Origin of the sequence: Photobacterium sp. GJ3, assembly GCF_018199995.1 — a bacterium.
Taxonomy (GTDB): Bacteria; Pseudomonadota; Gammaproteobacteria; order Enterobacterales; family Vibrionaceae; genus Photobacterium.
Window position 1 is genome coordinate 2,498,403 of record NZ_CP073578.1, and the last position, 24,565, is coordinate 2,522,967.

Annotated in this window: 21 protein-coding genes and 2 pseudogenes; 8 read left to right on the plus strand and 15 right to left on the minus strand. The window is 51.7% G+C overall.

What is annotated here, in order from left to right; all coding sequences use genetic code 11:
- The first annotated feature begins 130 nt into the window (after positions 1-130).
- The 6 genes from narQ to KDD30_RS11415 all read left to right on the plus strand — a co-directional run bounded on the left by narQ (position 131) and on the right by KDD30_RS11415 (position 5,076).
- Positions 131-1,885 carry a nitrate/nitrite two-component system sensor histidine kinase NarQ gene (gene narQ / locus KDD30_RS11390; RefSeq protein WP_256449217.1) on the plus strand — a complete coding sequence of 585 codons (1,755 nt, stop codon included), beginning with the start codon at positions 131-133 and terminating at the stop codon, positions 1,883-1,885.
- Positions 1,886-1,890: 5 nt separating this feature from the next.
- Positions 1,891-2,526: a response regulator gene (locus tag KDD30_RS11395; protein ID WP_211645987.1), complete on the plus strand. Its 636-nt coding sequence runs from the start codon at positions 1,891-1,893 to the stop codon at positions 2,524-2,526.
- A gap of 115 nt (positions 2,527-2,641) precedes the next feature.
- Positions 2,642-2,989, plus strand: a complete 348-nt coding sequence (locus tag KDD30_RS11400) for an ArsC family reductase (RefSeq protein ID WP_211645988.1) — start codon at positions 2,642-2,644, stop codon at positions 2,987-2,989.
- A gap of 50 nt (positions 2,990-3,039) precedes the next feature.
- Positions 3,040-4,173, plus strand: a complete 1,134-nt coding sequence (dapE, locus tag KDD30_RS11405) for a succinyl-diaminopimelate desuccinylase (RefSeq protein WP_211645989.1) — start codon at positions 3,040-3,042, stop codon at positions 4,171-4,173.
- On the plus strand, positions 4,170-4,859 hold the full coding sequence (locus KDD30_RS11410; RefSeq protein WP_249199132.1) for a M15 family metallopeptidase: 690 nt from the start codon (positions 4,170-4,172) through the stop codon (positions 4,857-4,859). The genes dapE and KDD30_RS11410 overlap by 4 nt, the downstream gene beginning before the upstream one ends.
- 1 nt (position 4,860) lies before the next feature.
- Complete coding sequence (locus KDD30_RS11415; protein ID WP_211645991.1) at positions 4,861-5,076, plus strand: DUF2897 family protein; 216 nt, start codon at positions 4,861-4,863, stop codon at positions 5,074-5,076.
- Between the two features lie 64 nt (positions 5,077-5,140).
- On the opposite strand, the gene KDD30_RS11420 is transcribed toward KDD30_RS11415, so the two are convergent.
- The 6 genes and pseudogenes from KDD30_RS11420 to KDD30_RS11445 all read right to left on the minus strand — a co-directional run bounded on the left by KDD30_RS11420 (position 5,141) and on the right by KDD30_RS11445 (position 11,467).
- The gene (locus tag KDD30_RS11420; RefSeq protein WP_211645992.1) at positions 5,141-6,397 is read right to left on the minus strand and encodes a glutamate-5-semialdehyde dehydrogenase; all 1,257 of its coding nucleotides are present in this window, start codon (positions 6,395-6,397) and stop codon (positions 5,141-5,143) included.
- A 32-nt stretch (positions 6,398-6,429) separates the two neighbouring features.
- Complete coding sequence (proB, locus tag KDD30_RS11425) at positions 6,430-7,590, minus strand: glutamate 5-kinase (protein WP_211645993.1); 1,161 nt, start codon at positions 7,588-7,590, stop codon at positions 6,430-6,432.
- A 117-nt stretch (positions 7,591-7,707) separates the two neighbouring features.
- On the minus strand, positions 7,708-8,112 hold the full coding sequence (gene crl, locus KDD30_RS11430; protein ID WP_211645994.1) for a sigma factor-binding protein Crl: 405 nt from the start codon (positions 8,110-8,112) through the stop codon (positions 7,708-7,710).
- Between the two features lie 152 nt (positions 8,113-8,264).
- Complete coding sequence (gene frsA / locus KDD30_RS11435; RefSeq protein ID WP_211645995.1) at positions 8,265-9,521, minus strand: esterase FrsA; 1,257 nt, start codon at positions 9,519-9,521, stop codon at positions 8,265-8,267.
- Between the two features lie 147 nt (positions 9,522-9,668).
- Positions 9,669-10,127, minus strand: coding sequence for a xanthine phosphoribosyltransferase (gene gpt, locus KDD30_RS11440; protein WP_211645996.1), 459 nt, complete (start codon positions 10,125-10,127; stop codon positions 9,669-9,671).
- Positions 10,128-10,178: 51 nt separating this feature from the next.
- A pseudogene (locus tag KDD30_RS11445) lies at positions 10,179-11,467 on the minus strand (NCS2 family permease).
- Between the two features lie 1,085 nt (positions 11,468-12,552).
- On the opposite strand from KDD30_RS11445, the gene KDD30_RS11450 reads away from it, so the two are divergent.
- Both KDD30_RS11450 and KDD30_RS11455 read left to right on the plus strand, forming a co-directional pair.
- Positions 12,553-14,202 (plus strand): methyl-accepting chemotaxis protein, encoded by a 1,650-nt coding sequence (locus tag KDD30_RS11450; RefSeq protein ID WP_211645997.1) that lies wholly within the window; start codon positions 12,553-12,555, stop codon positions 14,200-14,202.
- Positions 14,203-14,326: 124 nt separating this feature from the next.
- Positions 14,327-15,784, plus strand: a complete 1,458-nt coding sequence (locus tag KDD30_RS11455) for an aminoacyl-histidine dipeptidase (RefSeq protein WP_211645998.1) — start codon at positions 14,327-14,329, stop codon at positions 15,782-15,784.
- Between the two features lie 70 nt (positions 15,785-15,854).
- Here the strand turns inward: KDD30_RS11455 and dinB are convergent.
- The 9 genes and pseudogenes from dinB to KDD30_RS11500 form a co-directional block, all read right to left on the minus strand.
- Positions 15,855-16,882 (minus strand): annotated as a pseudogene (gene dinB, locus KDD30_RS11460) (DNA polymerase IV).
- A 188-nt stretch (positions 16,883-17,070) separates the two neighbouring features.
- The gene (gene nqrM / locus KDD30_RS11465) at positions 17,071-17,292 is read right to left on the minus strand and encodes a (Na+)-NQR maturation NqrM (RefSeq protein ID WP_211645999.1); all 222 of its coding nucleotides are present in this window, start codon (positions 17,290-17,292) and stop codon (positions 17,071-17,073) included.
- Between the two features lie 14 nt (positions 17,293-17,306).
- Entirely contained in the window at positions 17,307-18,290 is a 984-nt protein-coding gene (locus KDD30_RS11470; protein ID WP_371826095.1) for an FAD:protein FMN transferase, read from the minus strand.
- A 188-nt stretch (positions 18,291-18,478) separates the two neighbouring features.
- Positions 18,479-19,702, minus strand: a complete 1,224-nt coding sequence (gene nqrF, locus KDD30_RS11475; protein ID WP_211646001.1) for an NADH:ubiquinone reductase (Na(+)-transporting) subunit F — start codon at positions 19,700-19,702, stop codon at positions 18,479-18,481.
- Between the two features lie 22 nt (positions 19,703-19,724).
- On the minus strand, positions 19,725-20,321 hold the full coding sequence (gene nqrE, locus KDD30_RS11480) for an NADH:ubiquinone reductase (Na(+)-transporting) subunit E (protein ID WP_211646002.1): 597 nt from the start codon (positions 20,319-20,321) through the stop codon (positions 19,725-19,727).
- Positions 20,322-20,328: 7 nt separating this feature from the next.
- A complete protein-coding gene (locus KDD30_RS11485) occupies positions 20,329-20,961 on the minus strand; it encodes an NADH:ubiquinone reductase (Na(+)-transporting) subunit D (protein ID WP_211646003.1) in 633 nt (210 codons plus the stop codon).
- The gene (locus tag KDD30_RS11490) at positions 20,954-21,745 is read right to left on the minus strand and encodes a Na(+)-translocating NADH-quinone reductase subunit C (RefSeq protein ID WP_211646004.1); all 792 of its coding nucleotides are present in this window, start codon (positions 21,743-21,745) and stop codon (positions 20,954-20,956) included. Before KDD30_RS11490 ends, KDD30_RS11485 begins: the two co-directional genes overlap by 8 nt.
- Positions 21,735-22,979 carry an NADH:ubiquinone reductase (Na(+)-transporting) subunit B gene (locus KDD30_RS11495; RefSeq protein WP_211646005.1) on the minus strand — a complete coding sequence of 415 codons (1,245 nt, stop codon included), beginning with the start codon at positions 22,977-22,979 and terminating at the stop codon, positions 21,735-21,737. The genes KDD30_RS11490 and KDD30_RS11495 overlap by 11 nt, the downstream gene beginning before the upstream one ends.
- A 3-nt stretch (positions 22,980-22,982) precedes the next feature.
- A complete protein-coding gene (locus tag KDD30_RS11500; protein ID WP_211646006.1) occupies positions 22,983-24,323 on the minus strand; it encodes a Na(+)-translocating NADH-quinone reductase subunit A in 1,341 nt (446 codons plus the stop codon).
- Positions 24,324-24,565 lie beyond the last annotated feature (242 nt).

Here is a 24,565-nt window from a genome sequence, read left to right on the forward strand (position 1 = left end):
TTAGGTAGGGTTATCAATAGCAGCCCATACCCCGAAGGGGGTAATTCGGGGCTAAGCTTGTTTGAGATCAAGAAAGTACACTGACAATCTTCACAAAATGCCAAACATCAGCGACAACATCAGAATGAACATGAAAACTGTCACTTTCCGCGCAGGAGCCCGCGTGTCTCAGCACCCGAAAATAAACAGGCATGGTGATCAAAAGATTAGCGTAACAACCGTGATCGCGCGTATCATGCTGGCGATTGTGCTGCTGTCTTTACTCACCACTGGCGCGACCCTGATGACGGTCAGTGCCAGCCGCTATGATGCCGAGATGGTCAATCTGGCAGGCTCGCTGCGCATGCAGAGCTATCGGCTCGCGTTTCAGCTCGCCCAGACAGGCCAGGCGGATGAAGCAGATATCCTGCGATTCAGTCAGACCCTGAATGCGCCGGCAATGACTTCGCTGCAAAACAGATTAACCCCCGCCAGGCTTACCCGAAGCTACCAGGCCCTGCTGGAAGACTGGCGTCGGGTCAGCCCGCAGCTGACCAGCCAGTTTCCGGAAAGTTATCTGCGCCAGATGCCTGAGTTTGTTGACCGGATTGATCAGTTCGTTTCCGACATCCAGGCGTTTTCACAGCACAAACTGCAACTGATGGCGATCTTTTCCGGCCTCGGTCTGGGGCTCATCCTGCTGCTCGCCCTCTTTGCAATCCACTACAGTCGCCGTCAGATTGTGCCGCCGTTGCAAAGCCTGCTGGCGGCCAGTCGTCAGGTTCAGTCGCGCTGCTTTTCCGTTCGGGTCAGTGAGCACAGCCAGAATGAACTGGGCACACTGGCAAGAGCGTTTAACCAGATGGCTGAGGAACTGGGGCAAAGCTATCAGGCGCTGGAGTCAACCGTGGCTGAAAAAACACACCGGCTGCAGGAAGCCAACAATGCCCTGAAAACTTTGTATGACTGTGCACAGTTACTCTCGGTCAACCGGATCCAGGCCCGGCATTTCAGTCAGATCCTAAACCACCTGATTCAGTTGGAAGGGTTTGCGGTGATCCGGCTGGTGGTTGAAGAAGGTGATGGCATCCGGTCTGAATTTGAAGCCGGTCAGCCGGACGAGAACCAGCGCTGGCATCAGCATCCCCTGAAGCAGGCGGATCAGTCTTTAGGCACGCTGTGGTGGCAACACACTCTGCCCTGTCCGGATCCGACTCTGATCGTCAGTGTTGGCCACCTTTTGAGCCGCGCGCTTTATACACAGCAAACGCAGACCCGGAATGATCAGCTTTTGCTGATGGAAGAAAGAGCGACCATTGCCCGGGAACTGCACGACTCGCTGGCACAGTCACTGTCATATCTGAAGATTCAGCTGGCGCTGCTCAAACGTCAGAATGCCAGCGCGCCGGACGAGGCCCGTGCCGTCATTGATGACCTGGATCAGGGACTGTCTCAGGCTTATCGCCAGCTTCGGGAACTGCTCAATACGTTTCGTCTGAATGTGAAACCCGGCCGGCTTGGCGAAGCGCTGACGGATATGCTCGCCCCGCTTCGTAGTCAGACCTCGGCCTGTATTGTGCTGCACAACCAGTTGCCTTCCTTACAGCTCAATGCATCTCAGCATATTCATTTACTGCAAATCACCCGGGAAGCAGTCCTGAACGCCATCAAACATGCGCAAGCCACCCGCATTACCATTCATTGCATGATGGACGGCAATCAGGTTTTCGTGACAATCGCCGATGACGGGGTAGGTTTTGACCCCTCGCACGCCAAACACGCCCATTACGGGCTGGCCATCATGCAGGAACGCACCGAAAGTCTGGGCGGCAACTTAACGCTCACCAGTGCCACCGGCGAAGGCTGTCAGGTGCAGGTGAAATTCGTCTTACAACAAACAGGATAACCGCAATGACCCAACCGCTTGCCTACCGGATACTGATTGTGGATGACCATCCGCTGATGCGCCGGGGTCTCAGCCAGTTGCTTTCACTGGAACCCGACTTTACTCTGATCGGGGAAGCCAGCCAGGGCTATCAGGCTTTGGATCTTGCTGCAGCAGACGACCCGGACCTGATCCTGCTCGATCTGAATATGAAAGGGTTGTCTGGGCTGGATACGCTCCGGGCTTTGCGAGAACAGAACTGCCAGGCACTGGTCGTCATTCTCACCGTCTCCGACAATCCCAGTGATATCCGGGCACTCCTGAACGCTGGTGCCGACGGGTACCTGCTCAAAGATACAGAACCAGAGCAGTTACTGGCATTGCTGCGTCAGGCACTGAACGGCCAACAGGTGTTCAGTGAACAGATCAGCCAGATTCTGGCTGAAGAACTATCGGCGCCGGATCCGCTGCATGAACTGACCGCCAGAGAAACGGAGATTCTCCAGCTGGTGGCTCAGGGCAAGCGGAATAAAGATATTGCCAGCCAGCTTTACATCTCCGAAGCCACCGTCAAAGTCCATATCAAAAGTCTGCTTAAAAAGCTGGGGGCTGGTTCCCGCACGGCAGCCACCGTCATTTATCTGCAGGCACAGGACAGATAATCTCCACCGCGTCCCTGAATCCGCCCGGAACAGGCTTTGCCATTGCGAAGCCTGTTGATTCCCGTTATAAAAGGGGCTGTTATTTCCATTCAGCCAAATAAATACGGGTTAGATTATGAGCACCATTGCCTACGGTATTAAAAACTGCGACACCATCAAGAAAATGAAAAAATGGCTGGATGCTCAGGGCATCGATTACCGCTTTCATGACTACCGCGCTGATGGTCTGGACCCAGGCCTGCTGGAAACCTTTGAAGCAGCACTCGGCTGGGAAGCTATGCTCAACAAACGCGGCACCACGTTTCGCCAACTGAGCGATGAACAAAAAAACAATCTGAACCGCGACAATGCACTGGCACTGATGCTGGAACATCCGGCGATGATCAAGCGTCCCCTGCTGGTCCACAACAACACCTATCACCTGGGCTTTAAACCTGAACAATATCAGGGCATTTTTGCCTGAGCCCGAATTTTTTATTTCCCAAACATTTACGAATCAAGAAGGAAACACGGATGTCAGACAGCCCCGTTCTTGCCCTGGCCAAAGACCTGATCAGCCGCCCGTCAGTCACCCCTGAAGATGCCGGCTGTCAGGAGTTGATGATCAACCGACTGGAAAAGCTGGGCTTCAAGATTGAGCCCATGGTATTTGAAGATACCACCAATCTCTGGGCTCGCCGGGGCACTGAAGCCCCGCTGTTTGTGTTTGCAGGTCATACCGATGTGGTTCCGGCGGGCCCTGCGGCCCAATGGCATACACCACCGTTTGAACCGACGGTCATTGACGGTTACCTTCATGGCCGCGGTGCTGCCGATATGAAAGGCTCTCTGGCGTGCATGGTGGTTGCGATTGAACGTTATCTGGCAGAGCATCCGGACCACAAAGGTTCGATTGCACTGTTGATCACCTCCGATGAAGAAGGGCCTTTCATTAACGGTACCACCCGCGTGATTGATGCACTGGAAGCCAGACATGAAAAAATCGATATGTGTATTGTGGGCGAACCCTCCAGTACCCATGAAGTGGGCGATGTGGTGAAAAACGGCCGCCGTGGTTCCATCACCGGGGACTTAGTGGTCAAAGGCGTTCAGGGCCATGTTGCCTACCCGCATCTGGCAGATAACCCGGTTCATAATGCCATGCCAGCGCTGGCCGAACTGGCCGCAACAACCTGGGACAACGGCAATGAATACTTCCCGCCAACCAGCTTTCAGATCGCGAACGTCGCGGCTGGCACCGGTGCTTCAAACGTCATTCCGGGAGAGTTTGAAGTCCAGTTCAACTTCCGTTTCAGTACCGAGCTGACGGATGAAGACATCAAACGCAAAGTGCACTCCGTACTGGATGCTCATGGTCTGTCCTACGACCTGAAATGGACCTTCAGCGGTCATCCGTTCCTGACCGATGAAGGTACCCTGCTGGAAGCCGTTGTCAGCGCGATTGAGGAAGTGAACCATCGTCGCCCTGAACTGCTCACAACCGGTGGAACCTCAGATGGTCGTTTCATTGCCCGTACCGGCGCACAGGTGGTCGAACTAGGGCCGGTGAATGCCACCATTCACAAGGTGAACGAATGTGTGAAAATCGCCGATCTGGAAAAGCTGACCGACATGTATCAGAAAGTTCTGGAAAAAGCACTGGTATGAAGCACCTTGAACACCCGTTAACACTGGCGCAGCTCACCGGGCAAGACGAAAGTCATCTGTGTGACTATCAGGGAAAACAGATTCACCAGGGTGTTCAGGACGCACTGGCCGCGCTGCAACAGGCGGCCAGTGAGGCGGGCTTCGAACTGACACTGGCCAGCGCTTTCCGCTCCTTTGATCGCCAGATGCTGATCTGGAACAACAAGTTTCAGGGATTGCGTCCGATTCTGGACAGCAACAGCCAGCCGATGGATCCGGACAGCCTGTCGGATGAAGCCAAAATCCATGCGATTTTACGCTGGTCCGCCCTGCCCGGTGCCAGCCGCCACCACTGGGGAACAGATATTGATGTGTACGCTGCCAATTGTCTGCCCGAGGGAGAAAAGCTTCAGCTCGAACCCTGGGAATATGAAGGGGATGCTCATCAGGCCAGTTTCAATCAGTGGCTGTCCGCCAATATGGCGCGGTACGGCTTTTACCGACCTTATGCCGTTGATCTGGGCGGTGTTGCCGTAGAACCCTGGCATATCAGCTATTTTCCGATCAGCGAAGTCCTCCGCGCGCAGTGTACGCCAAGCCAGCTTGCCACAGTGATCCGTCAACAACCTGTTGCAGGAAAATCGCAAATTCTGGCAAACCTTGATACGCTTTACAGTAAGTACATCAACAACATCAGTGAGGTCTGATATGGAATGGCTACTCAACCCCTGGGTCATCACCATCATCGTGGTCAGTGTCGTGGTCAGTAATATTGCCGCCATCAAGTACACGGCCAATATGAAATTCGGCCCGCACGACAAAACCAAAGAACTGCTGCGCAAACAACGCCAGGTCGAGAATATGTCGAAGCATTATCCGACCGATGACACCAAGGACGACGCTGCACAGACCGATAAAAAATAACCGGCGCCTGAAATCAGACACCGGTTATTGTCGTCACGTCAGCGATGGCTTCAGTTGCCAGCCTTCAGCTGCGGCATAAATAGTCCGCCTGACCAACCCACTTGTAGCTGGTCAGCTCTTCCAGCCCCATCGGGCCGCGCGCATGCAGCTTCTGCGTCGATACCGCCACTTCCGCACCCAGACCAAACTGAGCACCATCGGTAAAGCGGGTGGAAGCATTCACATACACCGCTGCCGATCCTGCTGCATTAATAAAACGCTCAGCAGACATCAAATCATTGGTCAGGATTGCATCTGAGTGACTGGCATTGTGATCCTGCATATGCTGTATTGCCGCACCCAGATCCGGCACAATTTTCACACCCAGCGTATAACTCAGCCATTCCGTATCAAAATCACCCGCCTCAGCCGCACGCAATTGTGCAGCCTTACCCTGAAGCATTGGCAGCGCCTCACCTTCGGCCACCAGCATCACCTGATTCTGATTCATCCGCTCGGCCAGCTGAGGCAGGAATTCGGCCGCCACGGCCTGATGAACCAGCAGCGTATCCAGTGCATTACAGGCCGAAGGACGCTGAACTTTTGAATTTTCAACCACGTCCAGTGCCCGGACTAAATCGGCAGACTGATCAACATACACATGGCTGATCCCAAATCCACCGATAATGACAGGAATGGTGCTTTTTTCCTTACACATCTGATGCAAACCCGCACCACCCCGAGGAATGATCATATCCACGTACTGATCCAGAGTCAGCAGCTCGGACACCAGTTCCCGGTCCGGTTTAGCAATGTACTGAACCGAATCAGCAGGCAATCCTGCTTTTTCCAACGCCTGCTGAATGACCTGAACCAGCACCATATTGGAGTGAAATGTTTCACGGCCGCCACGCAGAATACTGGCGTTCCCGGTTTTCAGACACAGAGCAGCAATATCAATGGTGACATTCGGACGGGCTTCATAAATCACCCCGACCACGCCCAACGGCACTCGCCGACGGCTCAGGCGCATGCCATTTTCCAGCACACGTGAGTCCAGTTCAGCACCGACCGGATCAGGTAGTCCAATGACATGACGAACATCACTGGCAATGGCAGCCAGACGCGATTCATTCAGCATCAGACGATCCAGCAGCGCTTCCGTCATTCCGCTTTCACGGGCTGCGGCCAGATCGGTCTCGTTGGCCTTCAGAATCTCATCCTGACGCGCTTCCAGTTCATCGGCAATAAAAGCCAGCGCCTGATTTTTCTGTGCGGTCGCGGTTGTCGCCAGTGTAAAAGCCGCCTGCTTGGCGGCCTTTCCCATGGATTGCATTTCCACCCTGTTCCCCTTCTTACTTATTCGTTGATTGCTTAGATCAGTACCAGATCATCCCGGTGGACGGCAACCGGTCCGTACTCATAGCCCAGCACTTTATGAATATCCTGACTGTGCTTGCCCGCAATTTTTGACATATCCTGGCTGGAATACCGGCTGATCCCCCGCGCCAGCAAGATCCCGTCGGTGCTGTAAATCCGGGCGACTTCACCCCGTTCAAACTCACCTTTCACCGCAGTAATCCCTTTCGCCAGCAAGCTGCTGCCCCGCTGAGTGACGGCAGTCGCCGCTCCCGCATCCACAATAATATCGCCTGCGGGTGGCGGTCCTGCCAGGATCCAGCGTTTACGGCTTTCTAAAGGCGATTCCAATGGCAGGAACCGGGTTCCCACCTGTTCACCTTTCACAATACCAGCCACAACTTCCGGTCGGCTGCCTGCGGCAATAATCACTTCAATGCCAGCGCGACGTGCGACATCGGCTGCCTGAAGCTTGGTCGCCATGCCACCAGTACCCAAACCACCGACACTGCCCCCTGCCAGCTTGCGCAGGGTCTCGTCAATCGTGTGTACTTCGCGGATCAGTTCCGCATCTGGGTTGCTTCTCGGATCTGCAGTAAACAGTCCTGGCTGGTCAGTCAGCAACAAGAGTTTGTCTGCACCGGCCAGAATCCCAACCAGTGCCGATAAATTATCATTATCGCCCACTTTGATTTCAGTGGTCGCGACAGCATCGTTCTCGTTCACCACAGGAATAATGCCGTGCTCCAGCAAAGCCAGCAGCATATCTCGTGCGTTGAGGTAACGTTCCCGATCGTTCAGATCAGCCCGGGTCAGCAGCATCTGGCCGACATGCAAACCGTAAATACTGAAGAGCTGTTCCCATTCCTGAATCAGACGACTCTGGCCCACAGCCGCCAGCAGCTGCTTGCTGGCCATGGTTTTTGGTAATTCCGGATAGCCCAAATGCTCCCGGCCGGCAGCAATGGCACCCGAGGTCACAATAATGACCTGATGACCCTGCTGGCGTAAATGGGCACACTGGCGGACCAGTTCAACCATATGGGCGCGATCAAGCTTGAGCGTACCGCCGGTCAGAACACTGGTGCCCAGTTTCACCACGATCGTCTGTGATGCAACGTTTGCTGTCTGATGAGCGCTTTGCTCACCTGCGTGTGTTTTGTGATGATCAGCCATGAAAAAAATAATGGATGCGGAAGAATGGCAATTGTTTTATCAACCCCAATGATAAAGCACAAGAAAAATGCGCCTGAGACGGCGCATTTTCTGGTTTTTCAGGGTTTCGCTCTGTCCTCAGGCTGAAACGGACAAAGTTGGCTCTGAAAGATCGGGGGCAGGATGAATGGCAAGCTCATATTCCTGTTCTAACAAGGTGCAGAGCTTTTTGTAGAAATCTTCCAGCGTCTGATGAACCGGTTCCTGGTGCTTGGCCGGTACTTTTTCTTCCTTCCAGTCACCATGCAGATCAAAACGGCCAAACCGGTAACTGTACTGAAAACCAGTCTCAATTTGTGTCAGTTCCAGCCACCAACCCCAGAACTCTCGCTCTTCGGGTTCTTTCTTGGCATTGATACAACTTGCCAGACAATCAAAGAAAAAGTGCCCTTCAGAGGACTGCTGCTGGCGAAGATAAGGGCCAAGCGCAGTCAGTTTGGTCATCAGGCGGCCATGAGGAGGAAAAGTGACTTGTGTTGGCATAACATGTCCATCCTTAGTCAGGTGTTCAACAAAAGCGCAATGTTCTGAGTCAGTTACCTCAGAATGTTCCCGTGTTGCTGTATCCATTAAACGCACAAGGCTGTATAAATGGCAACATTTTATTTACATCCTCTGACCAGTCGGCCCCCGGGTTACAATTTCTCTTTCAGCCAGGCAACGACATCCTGCATCGCGCGATGGTATCCGTCATGAATCGGGGCAGCAGGCAGACTGATTGCCTTTCCGCCCCGGCTGGACAGCGCGATGAGCTGATTGTCCGTTTCCGGGCAAACCGGATCATCTTTCAGATTGATAGCCAGCATTGGAATATCCACTTTACGGCGTCCCAGCAGCCCCTGCTGTTTCAATGACCATGCCGTCATGTGCGAGATCAGGCTGGCTTTTGAAACGCCATTCTTGCCCATCCGGGAAGCAAACATGTCGAGATACATCCGTGGCATGCTGTTCAGCAGTTTTGGCTGCGCGAGGAAGCCATGAATAATGCCGCCCAGGCTGATACAGGTTTTCAGGCGGTTGGGTTCCACAAACCCCAGACGAATGGCCGCGTTGCCACCAAAACGAATCCCCAGCATACCCACCCGATGGTGGTCGACCCAAGGCACATCCCGAAGCTGTTGCACCAGCGCCTGATGGAGCCGGCTGGTATCTTCCGTCAGTGTCCAGGCGGCACTGTGACCCACCGACGGCATATCCAGCGTGATCATCGCGAAACCTGCCGGGCCTAAGTAATGCTCATAGAGCGGCCACAGTTCCGTCTGCAGCGTATCCAGACCACCACTGACGACCACCGTCGGCAGCAAAACATCAGTCCGGGGCAAATGAATAAAAGCCTGAAAGGTTTTGCCCTGATAGGACACATCAATGGTTTTCACCTGATGGGGCATGAGTTCAGTTGCGTCTTTATATGTCACTGTGGCCTGCAGCTCTGCCTGTGCGGCCAGTTCATCCCCTTTTAAATGCGGGTATGCCGCAATGCCGTAGTGTGTACTGGCTTTCAGCAACATCTCGGCAGCTTGTGCTTTTTCGCCCTTATCCAGCAATTCTCGGCTCTTGCGCTGATATTGACTGCCCAGTTGCGACCACTCATACACCCAGTTACCCGGCTTATAACCGATCACCGTATCTAACAGTTCATCCTGGGTTCGTTTGGCTGTGGAGCCCGCAATGCGCGAGAACACGGCTTCCATCTCAATCGGATCCACGCCCTGCCAGATCCACTGCGGCCGTCGCAGCACCCGATACCAACCCGAGACACTGTCGCCATCCAACGCATTGTGCATCTCATTGGCAGCCACATGCGCCAGCTTCACCAGGCTGGAGGTTTCTTTTGTGGTTTGACGCGGGGCAAACAGTTTTTCAGACAGATTGACCTTGGAAGGCTCAGACACAATTCACTCCTGCACATTGAAAATCCAAAAGGTTATCCAATCGATAACCTGCTTCTTGTTTCATTGTATATGGTAATCCCCACAAACATAAGGCACAAAAAAAGGGCCTTTCGGCCCCTTTTCGATTTCAGATGTGTTCGGATGGCATTACTGCTTTGAGATTGGATCGACATAAGTCACAGCCATATCCCATGGCTGCTCGATCCAAGTGTCTTGCTCAATATCAACCACATAATCATCAACCAGATGCTGACCCGCAGGCTTGGCGCACACGGTAACAAACTTCGCTTTCGGGTACATCGCACGGATCATTTCAGCAGTGCCGCCGGTATCGACCAGATCGTCCACAACCAGGAAGCCTTCACCGTCGCCTTCTGCTTTTTTCAGCACTTTCATTTCACGCTGATGATCATGGTCATAGCTGGAGATACAGACGGTATCAACATGACGAATGCCCAGCTCACGGGCAAGAATAGCAGCCGGCACCAGACCGCCACGGCTCACGGCGATGATGCCTTGCCATTGATCCGCAGGCAACAGCTTTTCTGCCAGCTGGCGTGTGTAGCTCTGCATGTTATCCCAGGTGATGACGAACTTCTTACTCATATCCGATGAACCTCTAAATCAGCGAACGAAAACGCTGGTCAATGAAACAAATTATAAAAAGATGATTTTCGCTGCAAACAGCACGGCAATGATCCAGACGCTGATATTCACCTCACGTCCTTTGCCACTGAGCAACTTGATCGCAGCATAGCTGATAAAGCCCAGCGCGATCCCTTCTGCAATGGAATATGTTAACGGCATCAGCAGGCAGACCACAACGACAGGCGCCGCTTCTGTTAAGTCACGCCAGTCAATGCTCACCAACCCTGACATCATCAGGATGGCAACGTAAAACAATGCGCCGGCCGTCGCGTAAGCAGGCACCATGCCCGCCAGCGGCGAGAAGAACAGTGCGAGCAGGAACAAAACCCCACAGTCACCGCAGTCAGACCGGTCCGGCCGCCTGCCGCAACACCGGCAACACTTTCCACATAAGACGTCGTGTTGGATGTTCCCAGCAGTGCGCCCACAGAGGTTGCGGTACTGTCTGCCAGCAACGCACGGCCCAGACGCGGCATCTTGCCGTCTTTGTCAACCATGCCAGCTTTGGTGGTTGCCCCCACCAGCGTCCCGGCGGTATCAAACAGATCCACAAACAGGAAAGCAAAGACGATAGACACCAGGCCGACATCCATGGCACCGCTGAAATCCAGCTGCATGAAGGTTGGCGCAAGACTTGGCGGCAAAGAAACAATGCCATGGTACTGGACGTCGCCAAACAAAATCCCCAGTGCCGTAATGATCAGAATGGCAATCAGAACCGCAGCTTTTAAACCGCGATGAACCAGCGCAATCGTCAGGATGAAGCCCAGCGCTGCCATGGCTGCAGGGAAACTGGTGAAGTCACCAACCTGAACCAGCGTTGCCGGGTTATCGACGACAATCCCCGCACTTTGCAAAGCAATGAATGCCAGGAACAACCCGATGCCCGCCGTGATGCCCGTCCTCAGCGAGAGTGGGATGGCATGAATCAACCACTCGCGGACTTTCAGCAGACTGAGCACGATAAAACACAGGCCCGAGAAGAAGACCGCCGCCAGCGCCACCTGCCAGGTATGACCCATGCCCAAAACAACGGAATAAGTGAAGAAAGCATTCAGCCCCATGCCCGGCGCCTGAGCAACCGGATAATTTGCCACTAAGCCCATCATGAAACAGCCGATCATCGCTGCCAGACAGGTTGCAACAAAAACGGCCCCTTTATCCATCCCTGTTGCCGCCAGCATCGACGGGTTCACAAAGATGATATAGGCCATCGTCAGGAACGTCGTCGCACCAGCCAGCATTTCGGTACGAACATTGGTCCCGTTTTCATTTAACTTAAACAGCTTCTCAAGCATTGTTCTCAGGTCCTTGGAGAAAAGTGTCTGTTATCTGGGAAACGCCACCATTTATACCCTCTCGAAGTAAACGTTTGCGTTTCTGAATTTTTGGGGGGCGATTATAGGCCTCTCAGTGATAAATTTCCAGACTTGCTCAAAATCCGCCTCAGAGAGGCAATTATGGACAAAAATCTCACGCAACAGAGATAAAAACACAATATTCAGAATAAAATCATAACCTTAACCACACCCCGAAATTGTACTCTTTTTAATCAACCTGATTTTTAACCTGAAACGCAATCGCTTCAATCTGAAAAAATATTGCCTGTCTTTTCGGTTTCACTTAAATGTAATCGTATACATCGATTTTTCATCAATCTCGCGATGAATCCACGGGTCGAAATCTTTTCACCCAGCTGGCCTCAAAATACAACGATAAAAAAAACGCCACCCAGATCTGGGTGGCGTCAAAACAAATCTCACTGGATTCAGCAGCAGTGGTTCCTGCAGCCAAACCCCTGATGAAGTCTTAAAAGTTCGGGGGAACTGAACTCATACCGCATTCGCGCTATGAGTGAATCTGGAGATAGGAATACACAAATTCAGGCGCAATGCCCGCAGCGCTTAATAACCAAAAGGACGCGGGTAGCTGAACGCACCACCGTAAACACCTTTGTTATTCCAAAATTTAGCGGTTGATTTATAAACTTTCATGACAACGACTTCCTCAATTAATTTTTGCTGCTTTGAGGTTGCAAACAAAGCAGATTAACTTGATCTCGGTTCCTTGGAGTCAACGCACTTTCAATTTCCTTGTGCTGACTATCGGTCTTGCAACTTGGTTATAGGATAACCATTAAGTAATTTAATTACAATAAAAGTTTTAACCAAGTCACACTTTTGGTGGATCAACCTCTCATTTCGGCAGTTATTGAAAGGATGTTACTTACACCGTTTTTTGTTAACTGCGCCATAAATATTCAGGAATGAGACTAAAGTGGCATACATTCTTTCAAGAGAAGAATACAACATGAAGGCTCTCCCTTTTCCCGGGTGAGGTGTGCCACTCAATTGCCATCAGTGCAAACTAGGAAGGAAGCGCAATGACAATACTCAAATATCTACGCTCTTTTTCGATCAGCAGCCGGCTCTATTTGCTGGGATTGATGATTACTTTGCTCACCCTGATTCCCCTCGTCATTTTTACTTCCGCCTACCAAGACACCCTGATGGAACAAAAAAGGGATAAAACCCGGAATCTGGTTGAAAGTGCGCACAGTCTGCTGAGTTTTTATTATCAGCAGCAAACAGAAGGCAAGCTCACACCAGAACAAGCACAATTGCAGGCCAAACAAGCCATCGCTGCGCTCCGTTATGAAAAAAACGACTATTTCTGGATCAACGACAATCAGCCGCACATGATCATGCACCCATTTAAACCGGAACTGGACGGGAAAGATCTGTCTCAGTTTCAGGACCCCATTGGCAATCGGCTGTTTGTCAGTATGGCTGATACGGTCCGCCGTCAGGGAGAAGGATTTGTCGATTATCAGTGGGAGAAACCAGGTCACGATCAACCCGTCGACAAAATATCTTACGTGAAAGGTTTTGCCCCCTGGGGATGGATCATTGGTTCGGGGATCTATGTCGATGATGTGAAAGCGCAATTCCTCGCCGAACTGAAACGCCTTGGCCTGATCCTGTCTCTTGCCCTTCTTGTGATGCTGGTGCTTGCGCGCGCCATTGGCCGGACCATTACGGCACCTTGCGAATCGACTTTAAAAGCCATGCAGGATATCTCAAGCGGCGACGCCGATCTGACCAAACGCCTCCCGATTCAGGGCGACGATGAGCTCAGTAAAATCGCAGCCGCTTATAATCAGTTCGCAGAGCGAATCAGCGACATGCTGCGTGCAGTATCGCCCGTCAGTGAACATATCAGCGCAGCGGCGACCCAACTGAATGCGGTTGCCAATACCACAGCGGACAGCGCGACCATGGCCCACCAAGGGGTTGATTCTGTCGCTTCCGCGATGACAGAACTCCATTCCAGCAATCAGGAGGTTGCCCGCTCTGCTGCACATGCTGCTGAAGCCGCTTCAGACGCTCAGACACACAGCGATCAGGGCATGAACGTCGTTTCCCGATCCAGCAAAGAAATGCAGGCCCTGCTCGCCCTGCTGGACGAAACCAACCAAAGTGCTCAGGCGCTGGCAGAAGATTCAGAAACCATTGGTGCAGTCCTGGATGTCATTCGCAATATCGCAGAACAAACCAACCTGCTGGCATTGAACGCAGCCATTGAAGCCGCCCGTGCCGGAGAACAGGGCCGTGGGTTTGCTGTGGTCGCCGATGAAGTCCGGACTCTGGCGACCCGCACACAAGCCAGTACTAATGAAATCGAAACCATCATTTCCCGTTTACAGGGCCGCTCGGCGGACGTCAGTCAGGCACTGGTTCAGACCCGGGAACAATCGGCCAGCACCGTTGAACACTCAGAGCAGGTCGCCCAGGCACTGGAGGCCATCAGTCAGCAAATTAGCACGATTCGGGAGCTGAATCAGCATATTGCCGATGCCAGCCAGCAGCAAACCGATGCAACCGAAGCCATTAATATGAGTCTGGCAGAGCTGAGCGAACATAGTCAGAGTCATGTGAATCAGGGCGAACAGATTGCTGCGGCAAGTGAGCAATTGCTATCCAGTGGCAACCACCTGAATCAGCAAATCTCCCAATTTAAGGTTTCAGCTTGAAGCCAGCTGAAAAATGGCAAGCCTTCCACGGCTGATGTAAGATAATCAACTGCCCGCGCTGAGATTTAACCGAAGGATAGTCCAGCAAGGGCTGTATGATTGACCGTTTATTAGGGAGAGTTCTGTGTCCGAAATCAGCCAACTTTCGCCACAAATCGTGTGGCAGTTCTTTGATCAAATCTGCGCCATTCCACATCCGTCCAAACATGAAGAAGCCCTTGCCCAGCACATCATTCGTTTTGCTGAAAGCGAAGGGCTGAGTGTCCGTCGTGATGCGACCGGCAATGTTTTCATCAAAAAGCCTGCCACACCGGGCATGGAAAACCGCAAAGGTGTTGTGCTGCAGGCTCATATCGACATGGTGCCGCAGAAGAACGAAGACACAGATCATGACTTCACACTGGATCCGATTCAGCCCTACATTGATGGCGAATGGGTCACGGCCAAAGGCACAACACTGGGTGCAGATAACGGCATTGGCATGGCAACCTGTCTGGCTGTTTTGGCTTCAAAAGACATTGAACACGGCCCATTGGAAGTTTTACTGACCATCGACGAAGAAGCCGGGATGACCGGTGCATTCGGTCTGGAACAAGGTTGGTTAGAAGGCGATATCCTGCTCAATACGGACTCTGAGCAGGAAGGGGAAATTTACATGGGCTGTGCCGGTGGTGTGGATGCTGAGCTGAAACTCACGACAGAACGCGAGTCAGTTCCTGCGGGCCACACAGCATTGAAACTGGTGGTGAAAGGCTTGAAAGGCGGTCACTCCGGCTGTGACATTCATACCGGTCGAGCGAACGCCAACAAACTGCTGGGTCGTTTCCTGTTTGCCCATGCGCAGCCGCTTGAGCTTCAGCTCAGCAGCCTGAAAGGCGGTACACTACGCAATGCGATTCCACGGGAAGCCTCGGCCATCGTAACGTTACCGGCCGAAAAAGCCGATGCGCTGCACACGCAATTCACAGTATTCGAAACTGTACTCAACGCTGAGCTGGGACAAATTGAAACCAATATTCAGCTGTCGGTGGAAACTGTTGATATGCCTGCGAATGTTTTGAGTCGTGACAGTCAGCAGCGTCTGTTTGCCCTCATCAATGCCTGCCCGAATGGGGTCATGCGCATGAGTGATGACATTCCTGGCGTTGTAGAAACGTCTTTAAATCTGGGGGTCATCACCACCGAGGAAGACCAGATCACCCTGCTGTGTCTGATCCGCTCTCTGATCGATTCTGGCCGCATCCATGTGGAAGAAAACCTGACGGCACTGGCGCAACTGGCTGACGCTGCATGCAGTTTCTCTGGCGCATACCCAGGCTGGAAACCGGATCCGGATTCCGAAGTGATGCACCTGTTCCGTGAAACCTACAAAGATATTTATGGCAACGTCCCCAATATCATGGTGATTCATGCCGGGCTGGAGTGTGGTTTGTTCAAAGAACCTTATCCGGAGATGGACATGATTTCATTCGGGCCAACGATCAAATTCCCGCATTCTCCGGACGAGAAAGTGAACATCAAGACCGTGGGTCTGTTCTGGGAACAGATGGTTGCAATCCTCAAGCAAATTCCAGTGAAGTAATCCATCACTGAAGTCACTGAGAACTTTCAAAGGGGAGCCAGGCTCCCCTTTTGTTGCGTTGATCCTGAAGCTACCACTCAAAAGTTAACTGTTTGGCTTGTGTGCCCAACTCCAGACCGACACTGAGACCGATCAAACGAATCTCCCTTCCCTTTTGCCGGGTTAGAGCCTCCGTCAATAAGGCGGCAAACTGTTGCTTCTCCAGCACAGGCTGAATATGTTCGACCGTGGTTTGCTGAAAATCGGCAAATTTCACCTTAATGCCCTGCCTTGCGATCCGTAAATCCGGCCGCACACGCTTCAGCCTTGACTCCAGCTCAGGATACAAACGCTCCACAATCTGCCAGCATTCAGCATACTCGCTGATATTCTGAGAAAAGGTTCGCTCAACACCAACCGACTTCCGCTCGCGGGCCACCACCACTTCCCTGTCATCGATCCCATGGGACCGCGACCACAGCGACTGACCAAACTTCCCAAACTGTTGCAGCAATTGCCGCCGATCATAAGCCTGCACATCGCTGCCTACATAAAGCCCGATGTCATGCAGCTTTTGAATCATGACTTTACCGACACCGGGAATTTTTTCGAGAGGTAACTTCGCAACAAATTCAGGTACATCGGCTGGCGTCACCACATACTGTCCGTCGGGCTTGTTCAGGTCCGAAGCAATCTTGGCGATAAATTTTACCGGGGCAACCCCTGCAGAAGCGGTCAGGTGAAGTTCTTCACGGATGGCCCGGCGAATGTCTTCTGCAATCAGGGTTGCAGAACCTCGCATCAGGGTGCATTCGGTGACATCCAGATAAGCTTCATCCAACGATAAAGGCTCAATCAGAGCTGTATATCGTTGAAAAATAGCCCTGATTTGCTGAGAAACTTCTTTATACAGAGCCATTCTGCCCGGAACCAATACCAGATTGGGGCATAACTTCAACGCCTGTGCAGTCGGCATGGCTGAACGCACCCCAAATTGCCGGGCCAGATAATTACAGGTACTGATGACCCCCGCTGTTCAGAGCGCCCGCCAATGGCGATGGGAACATCCCGTAAGGCCGGATTTTCCCGCATTTCGACGGCGGCAAAAAAGCAATCCATATCAACATGGATGATTTTTTTCTGCACTGGCTGACCTGAAGCGGACGCTGACATCGCGAATATGAACACTCTTGATAAACTGTTTTTATATACAGCATTATAGGGTGCTCGGCCGCAGATGGCGAGGATCAAAAAAGCCCACGGGATCAACCATGGGCTTTGCATGTAATTCGGAGGAAATCAGACAATCAGAGGATCTGATTCTTTTTCCATTCGGCTTGTTTCGCAGCGCGTGCTTCACGCTTTAAGCGTTTGTCACATGGCTCCGGGCAGTCGCATTCTTTTTCGATACCCACAGCCCCCAGACCACCACAGCTGCCCGCCACGGTTTTACGCTGGAAAATATAGCCAACGGCCATTGCAACAATGACCAACAGAAATACACCAAAGGTGGTTACATATACCAACATACTATGCTCTCAGCTTACTTCTTCTGCATGTAAGGGGCAAAGGCCTCTGAAGCGTACTCTTTAAAGCCTTCGTCAGTGCTCACAATCAACAGAACCGGCAATTTTTCTTTGTTCGCCAGCTCCATTGCTTTCTCTTCACCCATCACGGAAAACGCCGTTGCCAGCGCATCAGCTGTCATACATTGCGGATGCATCACAGTGACGGAAACAACGCGGTTTGTGATCGGTTGACCCGTTTTCGGGTTAATCAGATGGGAGTAGCGTACACCATTTTCTTCAAAATAGTTACGATAATCTCCAGACGTCGCAATCGCCATTTCGCCCGGTTCAATCACTTCCTGAATCGCACGGCTTCCGTCTTCAGTTGGCTTCTCGATGGCAATACGCCATGGTACGCCTTCAGCGTTCTTACCTTTGAGGCGAATTTCACCACCAATTTCAACCAGATAGTCCTGAGACCCCAGCGAAGCAATATAATCCGCAATCACATCCACGCCGTAGCCTTTAGCGATTGAAGAGAGATCGACATACAAACCCGGTAAATCTTTGATGAGTTGATTTCCGTCGACACTCAGATGTTCAATCCCGACTTCCTGTTGCCGCGCCTGAAGTTCGGCTGCTGTTGGGATCACTTCCGGACGTGCTTCCGGACCAAAGCTCCACAGGTTGACCAGCGGACCAACCGTCACATCCAAGGCACCATCGGTCAGTTGAGACAAGCGAATCGCTTCTCGGACCACAGTCGCCGTATCCTGTGAAACAGCGAACGGTTCACTGCTTTGATGCTGGTTAAACCGGCTGAGCTCTGAATCCTCACGATAGGTCGACATCTGATCATTCACCCGCTCTAACCGACGGTCAATTTCCTGCTGAAGTGCCGTTTCGCTTGGCAAACCGTCCTGTTCAATTAATTTAATCGAATAATACGTCCCCATCGTCGAGCCTGTGAGATGGATCAACTGAGGCTTTTCGCTACAGCCACTGATAACCAGTGCCATCACCAACAGCATTAAGGCTCGGGTGAATACTTTCTTCATGCAAGGGATCTCCAAAATACAGCACGTCTGTGCACTCAGGGTGAATCTGATGAGTCAAATTGGGGGCTGACTAAAATCTTTCTGAATGGTGAAGAAAAATGGCTGACCTATTCAGGTCAGCCATTCTGGAAGGAGTACCTCAGGCAGCCTTAGCCACCGAAGTCATCCAGCAGGATGTTTTCATCTTCAACACCCAGATCTTTCAGCATGCCGATCACAGCAGCGTTCATCATCGGTGGACCACACATGTAGTATTCGCAGTCTTCCGGTGCTTCATGATCTTTCAGGTAGTTTTCATACAGCACGTTATGGATGAAGCCTGTGTAACCGTCCCAGTTGTCCTCTGGCAGAGGATCAGACAGAGCGCAGTACCACTTGAAGTTCTCATTCTCATCCTGAAGCATATCGAAATCTTCTACATAGAACATTTCACGCTTAGAACGAGCACCGTACCAGAACGTCATCTTACGCTTAGAGTTCAGACGCTTCAGCTGGTCGAAAATGTGAGAACGCATTGGTGCCATACCAGCACCACCACCGATGAAGACCATTTCTGCATCAGTATCTTTCGCGAAGAATTCACCAAACGGACCAGAGATCGTTACCTTATCACCGGCTTTCAAAGACCAGATGTAAGAAGACATGATACCTGGTGCGACATCCGGGTTACGAGGTGGCGGCGTAGCGATACGCACGTTCAGCATGATGATGCCTTCCTCTTCCGGATAGTTCGCCATTGAGTAAGCACGGATTGTGTGCTCATTCACTTTCGACTCGTAACGGAACAGATTAAATTTGTCCCAGTCTTCACGATACTCTTCAGGAATGTCGTAATCCGCGTACTTCACATGGTGAGCAGGCGCTTCGATCTGGATGTAACCACCTGCACGGAAAGGTACAGATTCACCATCCGGAATCCCCAGTTTCAGCTCTTTGATAAAGGTGGCTTTGTTATCGTTTGAGATAACAGTACATTCCCACTTCTTCACGCCAAAGATTTCTTCTGGCAGCTCGATGTCCATGTCGGATTTCACGTTGACCTGACAAGACAGACGCTCACCGTCACGTGCTTCACCTTTGGTGATGTGGTCCAGCTCAGTTGGCAGAATGTCACCGCCGCCTGATTTGATTTTCACACGGCACTGACCGCATGAACCACCGCCACCACAAGCAGAGGAAACGAAGATACCGCTGCCTGCCAGAGCACCCAGCAGTTTGCCACCCGCAGCGGTTGTAATCGCTTTTTCCGGGTCATTGTTGATTGAGATAGTGATGTCACCTGATGGTACCAGCTTGGATTTAGCGAACAGAATCACCAAAACCAGAGCCAGGATAATCAGGGTAAACATAACTACGCCAAGAATAATATCCATGAATTATCCCTTTATATCCTGTTTACAGCTGTACACCGGAGAAGGACATGAAGCCCAACGCCATGAGACCAACACTGATGAAAGTGATACCCAGGCCACGCAGACCTGCAGGCACATCAGCATACTTCATCTTCTCGCGGATACCCGCCAGTGCGACAATCGCCAGCATCCAGCCGATACCTGAACCAAAGCCATAAACGACAGATTCTGCGAAGTTGTAGTCACGTTGTACCATGAAAGATACACCACCGAAGATCGCACAGTTTACGGTGATCAGCGGCAGGAAAATACCCAGCGCGTTGTACAGCGGCGGGAAGAATCGGTCCAGAATCATTTCCAGAATCTGTACCAGTGCCGCAATTACACCGATAAATGTGATGAAGTTCAGGAACGTCAGGTCAACGCCCTCAACAATGGCGCCGTCTTTCAACAGCAAGTTGTAAACCAGGTTGTTTACAGGCACAGCAATGGTCAGAACAACGGTAACCGCAACGCCCAGACCAAAAGAAGTTTTGACTTTCTTGGAAACCGCCAGGAATGTACACATCCCCAGGAAGAAAGACAGTGCCATGTTCTCGATGAAAATCGAGCGAACCATTAAGCTAATATAATGTTCCATGTTTCCCTTACTCCTTCGCTTCAACTTGTTCTGGACGGAAGGTACGAATTGTCCAGATCAGGAAGCCAATCAGGAAGAAGGCAGACGGTGCCAGTAGCATGATACCGTTCGGCTGATACCAGCCACCTTCAGAGATCAGCGGCAATACCTGAACACCAAAGATGCTTCCAGAGCCCAGCAGCTCACGGAAGAAACCCACAGTAATCAGAACGAAACCATAGCCTAAACCGTTACCAATACCATCCAGCAGAGATGGCAGTGGTGCAGATTTCATGGCGTAAGCTTCCGCACGACCCATGACGATACAGTTGGTGATGATCAGACCAACGAATACAGACAGCTGCTTAGAGATGTCGTAAACGTAAGCTTTCAGGATCTGGTCCACCACGATTACCAGAGAGGCGATGATCGCCATCTGCGCGATAATACGCACGCTGTTCGGAATTTGGTTACGTACCAGAGAAACAAAGAAGTTGGAAAATGCTGTAACAAAAGTTACCGCCAGCGTCATCACGAACGCAGTTTCCAGTTTTGTGGTTACAGCCAGTGCTGAACACACACCCAGTACCTGCAGGGCAATCGGGTTATTACTAACCAGCGGCCCTAACAGGACTTTTTTCATTTCTTTCGTATCAGCCATTGTTCAGGCCTCCGTTACGCACTTTCGCCAGGAACGGACCAAAACCGTTTTCACCCAACCAGAATTTGAAAGTGTTTTCTACCCCGGTGCTCGTCAGGGTTGCACCTGACAGGCCATCAATACCGTGAGCATCTCCTTGTGGTGCGCCGCCTTTTACAACGCGGATGGCTGGCTCAAAATTGTCATCAAACAACTTCTTACCTTCCCATTGTGCACGCCATTTCGGGTTAACAACCTCACCACCCAGACCAGCCGTTTCGCCCTGCTCATAGTAGGAGATACCCGCAACAGTATTGCCGTCAGTCTCAACAGCAACAAAAGCGTACATCATCGACCACAGACCTTTACCGTTCACCGGCAGGATCAGCTTTTCAATCTGGTCATTTTCATCTTTCACCAGGTAAACTTTCGCCACATTCGCACGACGATTCAGTTTTGCCGGATCTTCAGATGGGTTCAGTTTCACAGACAACGCCGGTGTTTTCGCAGCATCACGCTGGTCATACTCGGCAGCTGACACACCTTCAACAGAATCAATAAAATTGCCTGTTTCCAGCTCAACCAGTTTTGGTTCAATAAACTGATTGTAAGTCTGCGGGATGTCGATACCGTCTTGCAGCAAACCTGCAACAGACAGGATATTACGCTGAACATCCAGTTTCGCATTGTGTTGCTGCATTGGGCGCAGCACGACTGCGGCAGTTGAAACCACGATCGAGCACACCAGGCTCAGGGCAACAACAACGATCAGCGTTTTCTTGATGCTATCATTCTTACTTGACATGACGAGCCAGTCTCCGTTTGATGTTGCCTTGAATTACTGCATGGTCAAACAGCGGTGCAAACAGGTTCGCGAACAGAATCGCCAGCATCATGCCTTCCGGGTATGCAGGGTTAACCACACGTACCAGAACAGCCATCACACCGATCAATGCACCGTACCACCACTTCCCTTTGTTGGTGAAAGAGGCAGAAACAGGGTCGGTTGCCATGAACATCATACCGAATGCAAAGCCACCCAGAACCAGGTGCCAATGCCAAGGCATCGCAAACATTGGGTTGCTGTCAGAACCGATCAGGTTAAACAGCGTTGCCGTCGCAACCATACCGATCAGCGTCCCCAGAATGATGCGCCAGGACGCAATGCCCAGATAAACAATGAAGGCACCACCGATCAGAATGAACAGGGTTGACACTTCACCGATAGAACCAGGAATACGGCCAATGAAAGCGTCCATCCAAGTCACAGCTTCGCCAGTGATCGTGTTTACGACAGCAGCCTGACCGCCCGTAGCCCACTGGCTCAGTGCCGTTGCACCCGAGAAGCCGTCAGCTGCGGTCCATACCAGATCACCAGAGATCTGAGCAGGATATGCGAAGAACAGGAAGGCACGACCCGCCAGTGCAGGGTTCAGGAAGTTACGGCCAGTACCACCGAAGACTTCTTTCGCCACAACAACACCAAAGGTAATCCCCAGGGCTGCCTGCCACAGAGGCAGTGTTGGCGGTACGATCAGCGCAAACAGGATCGAAGTGACGAAGAAACCTTCGTTGACTTCATGTTTACGGACCATACAGAACAGGACTTCCCAGATACCACCGACGATAAAGACCGTCGCGTAAATAGGCAGGAAGTAGGTCGCACCCAGGATCATCTTGCTGCCCCAGCCTGCGTCAGCACCCAGGGTGCCACCCAGTGACTGTGTCAGCCAGTAGTGCCAGTCGCCCTGAATCACACCAGCCAGTTCAGCACCAGCATACAGGTGGTTCAGGCCAGCAATCGCCTGATGGCCTACGTTGTACATACCCCAGAACATTGCTGGGAATACGGCCAACCAGACCATGATCATGATACGTTTCAGGTCGATACTGTCACGCACGTGAGAACCGGTACGGGTCACCATACCTGGGGTGTAAAGCACGGTTGCAACTGCTTCATACAGTGCAAACCACTTTTCATGCTTACCACCTGGTTCAAAGTGGTGTTCAATCTGCTCGAGGAAATTCTTGAGGCTCATGAATTACCCTTCCTTCTCAATCTTGTCCAGGCATGCACGCAGCATTGGACCGAACTCATACTTACCTGGGCACACAAAGGTACACAGCGCCAGATCTTCTTCATCCAGCTCCAGCGCACCCAATTGTTGGGCACTATCGCTATCGCCAGCGCACAGATCACGCAACAGTAATGTTGGTTCGATGTCCAGAGGCATGACACGCTCGTAGTTGCCGATTGGCACCATAGAACGCTCACTACCATTGGTCGTGGTTGTCATGTTGTACAGTTGACCCGGGAAAAATTGGCTGAAGAAAGCACGCGTCACAGAGAATTTGTTCTTACCCGGTGAGATCCAACCCATGAACTCTTTCTCACGGCCTTCGCGCAGCGCAGAGATCTGCAGATGGTAACGCCCCAGATAAGCATGTGGACCCGAAGCATTCACACCGTTCAGGACAGAACCTGACAGCACACGCAGCTCGCCAGTCATCAGTTCGCCTTCGGTCAGTTGCTCCACAGAAGCCCCCAGAACCGTACGAACCAGGCGCGGGTTGTTCACAGCAGGACCAGCCAGCGCAACAACACGCTGCGTATATAATTCACCCGTCAGGAACAGATGACCCAATGCGATCACATCCTGATAGTTCAGGTGCCATGCAACATTTTTGGTGTCTGCGCCATACAGAGTATGAATATGCGTCCCCACCAGACCCGCTGGGTGCGGACCGTTGAATACGTGCTCTTCAACATTGGATTCGTTGCTGCGAGGCAGGCTTGCACCTGACTTACACACAAACACCTTGCCACTGGTCAGTTGAGACAGAAGGGTCAGACCCGCAACAAAGGCATCGCCTTGTTCGTTGATGATCACTTCCGGATTGGCTGCCAGCGGATTGGTATCCATCGCATTGACAAAGATCGCCTGAGTTTCAGCATCGATTGCAGGAATCTTGCTGAACGGGCGGGTACGCAATGCTGTCCACAGACCGGATTCAACCAGCTGCTCAACAATAGCAGCACGATCCAATTGCGCCAGTTGCGCTTTGTCGTAACTCTTGAATGTGATTTGCTCATCGCCCTCAACGTCGATCACGACGGACTGGAGCACACGCTTAGCACCACGATTGACTTCCACAACCTTGCCGCTGGCTGGCGCAGTAAACTTCACGCCAGGGTTCTTCTTATCTTCGAAGAGCACCTGACCTTTTTTTACTACGTCCCCTACGCGTGCATGCATCGTTGGACGCATACCCACGTATTCTTCGCCAAGCAAGGCGACTCGAGTGATGGCCTTGCCATCATTTATCGCCTGGGTAGGAGTCCCAGCAATTGGGATATCCAGACCCTTCTTTATTGTAATCATACGCACTTGCACTACATTAACGGGAAAAAGAACTTGTTATTGCGCAATTTAGACACGACTTTCCATGGTCCGAAGCCGGTGTCAGATACCACCAGCACCGCAACATCCTATTTACTCTTTCATCACACAACCGGATGACGAGTTTTTTCGAGGGCCGGATTTTAGCATTAATCAACGGGTTTTTACTATGGCAAACCTCGCTAATCGAACTGAAATTCAGCGATAGCTGATGTGCTTATCAT

Excerpts from the sequence above, each read along its gene's own strand:
- narQ (WP_256449217.1), top strand. The coding sequence starts at position 131 with ATGAAAACTGTCACTTTCCGCGCAGGAGCCCGCGTGTCTCAGCACCCG.
- KDD30_RS11395 (WP_211645987.1), top strand. The coding sequence starts at position 1,891 with ATGACCCAACCGCTTGCCTACCGGATACTGATTGTGGATGACCATCCG.
- KDD30_RS11400 (WP_211645988.1), top strand. The coding sequence starts at position 2,642 with ATGAGCACCATTGCCTACGGTATTAAAAACTGCGACACCATCAAGAAA.
- dapE (WP_211645989.1), top strand. The coding sequence starts at position 3,040 with ATGTCAGACAGCCCCGTTCTTGCCCTGGCCAAAGACCTGATCAGCCGC.
- KDD30_RS11410 (WP_249199132.1), top strand. The coding sequence starts at position 4,170 with ATGAAGCACCTTGAACACCCGTTAACACTGGCGCAGCTCACCGGGCAA.
- KDD30_RS11415 (WP_211645991.1), top strand. The coding sequence starts at position 4,861 with ATGGAATGGCTACTCAACCCCTGGGTCATCACCATCATCGTGGTCAGT.
- proB (WP_211645993.1), bottom strand. The coding sequence starts at position 7,590 with ATGGCTGATCATCACAAAACACACGCAGGTGAGCAAAGCGCTCATCAG.
- crl (WP_211645994.1), bottom strand. The coding sequence starts at position 8,112 with ATGCCAACACAAGTCACTTTTCCTCCTCATGGCCGCCTGATGACCAAA.
- gpt (WP_211645996.1), bottom strand. The coding sequence starts at position 10,127 with ATGAGTAAGAAGTTCGTCATCACCTGGGATAACATGCAGAGCTACACA.
- KDD30_RS11450 (WP_211645997.1), top strand. The coding sequence starts at position 12,553 with ATGACAATACTCAAATATCTACGCTCTTTTTCGATCAGCAGCCGGCTC.
- nqrM (WP_211645999.1), bottom strand. The coding sequence starts at position 17,292 with ATGTTGGTATATGTAACCACCTTTGGTGTATTTCTGTTGGTCATTGTT.
- KDD30_RS11470 (WP_371826095.1), bottom strand. The coding sequence starts at position 18,290 with ATGGCACTGGTTATCAGTGGCTGTAGCGAAAAGCCTCAGTTGATCCAT.
- nqrF (WP_211646001.1), bottom strand. The coding sequence starts at position 19,702 with ATGGATATTATTCTTGGCGTAGTTATGTTTACCCTGATTATCCTGGCT.
- nqrE (WP_211646002.1), bottom strand. The coding sequence starts at position 20,321 with ATGGAACATTATATTAGCTTAATGGTTCGCTCGATTTTCATCGAGAAC.
- KDD30_RS11485 (WP_211646003.1), bottom strand. The coding sequence starts at position 20,961 with ATGGCTGATACGAAAGAAATGAAAAAAGTCCTGTTAGGGCCGCTGGTT.
- KDD30_RS11490 (WP_211646004.1), bottom strand. The coding sequence starts at position 21,745 with ATGTCAAGTAAGAATGATAGCATCAAGAAAACGCTGATCGTTGTTGTT.
- KDD30_RS11495 (WP_211646005.1), bottom strand. The coding sequence starts at position 22,979 with ATGAGCCTCAAGAATTTCCTCGAGCAGATTGAACACCACTTTGAACCA.
- KDD30_RS11500 (WP_211646006.1), bottom strand. The coding sequence starts at position 24,323 with ATGATTACAATAAAGAAGGGTCTGGATATCCCAATTGCTGGGACTCCT.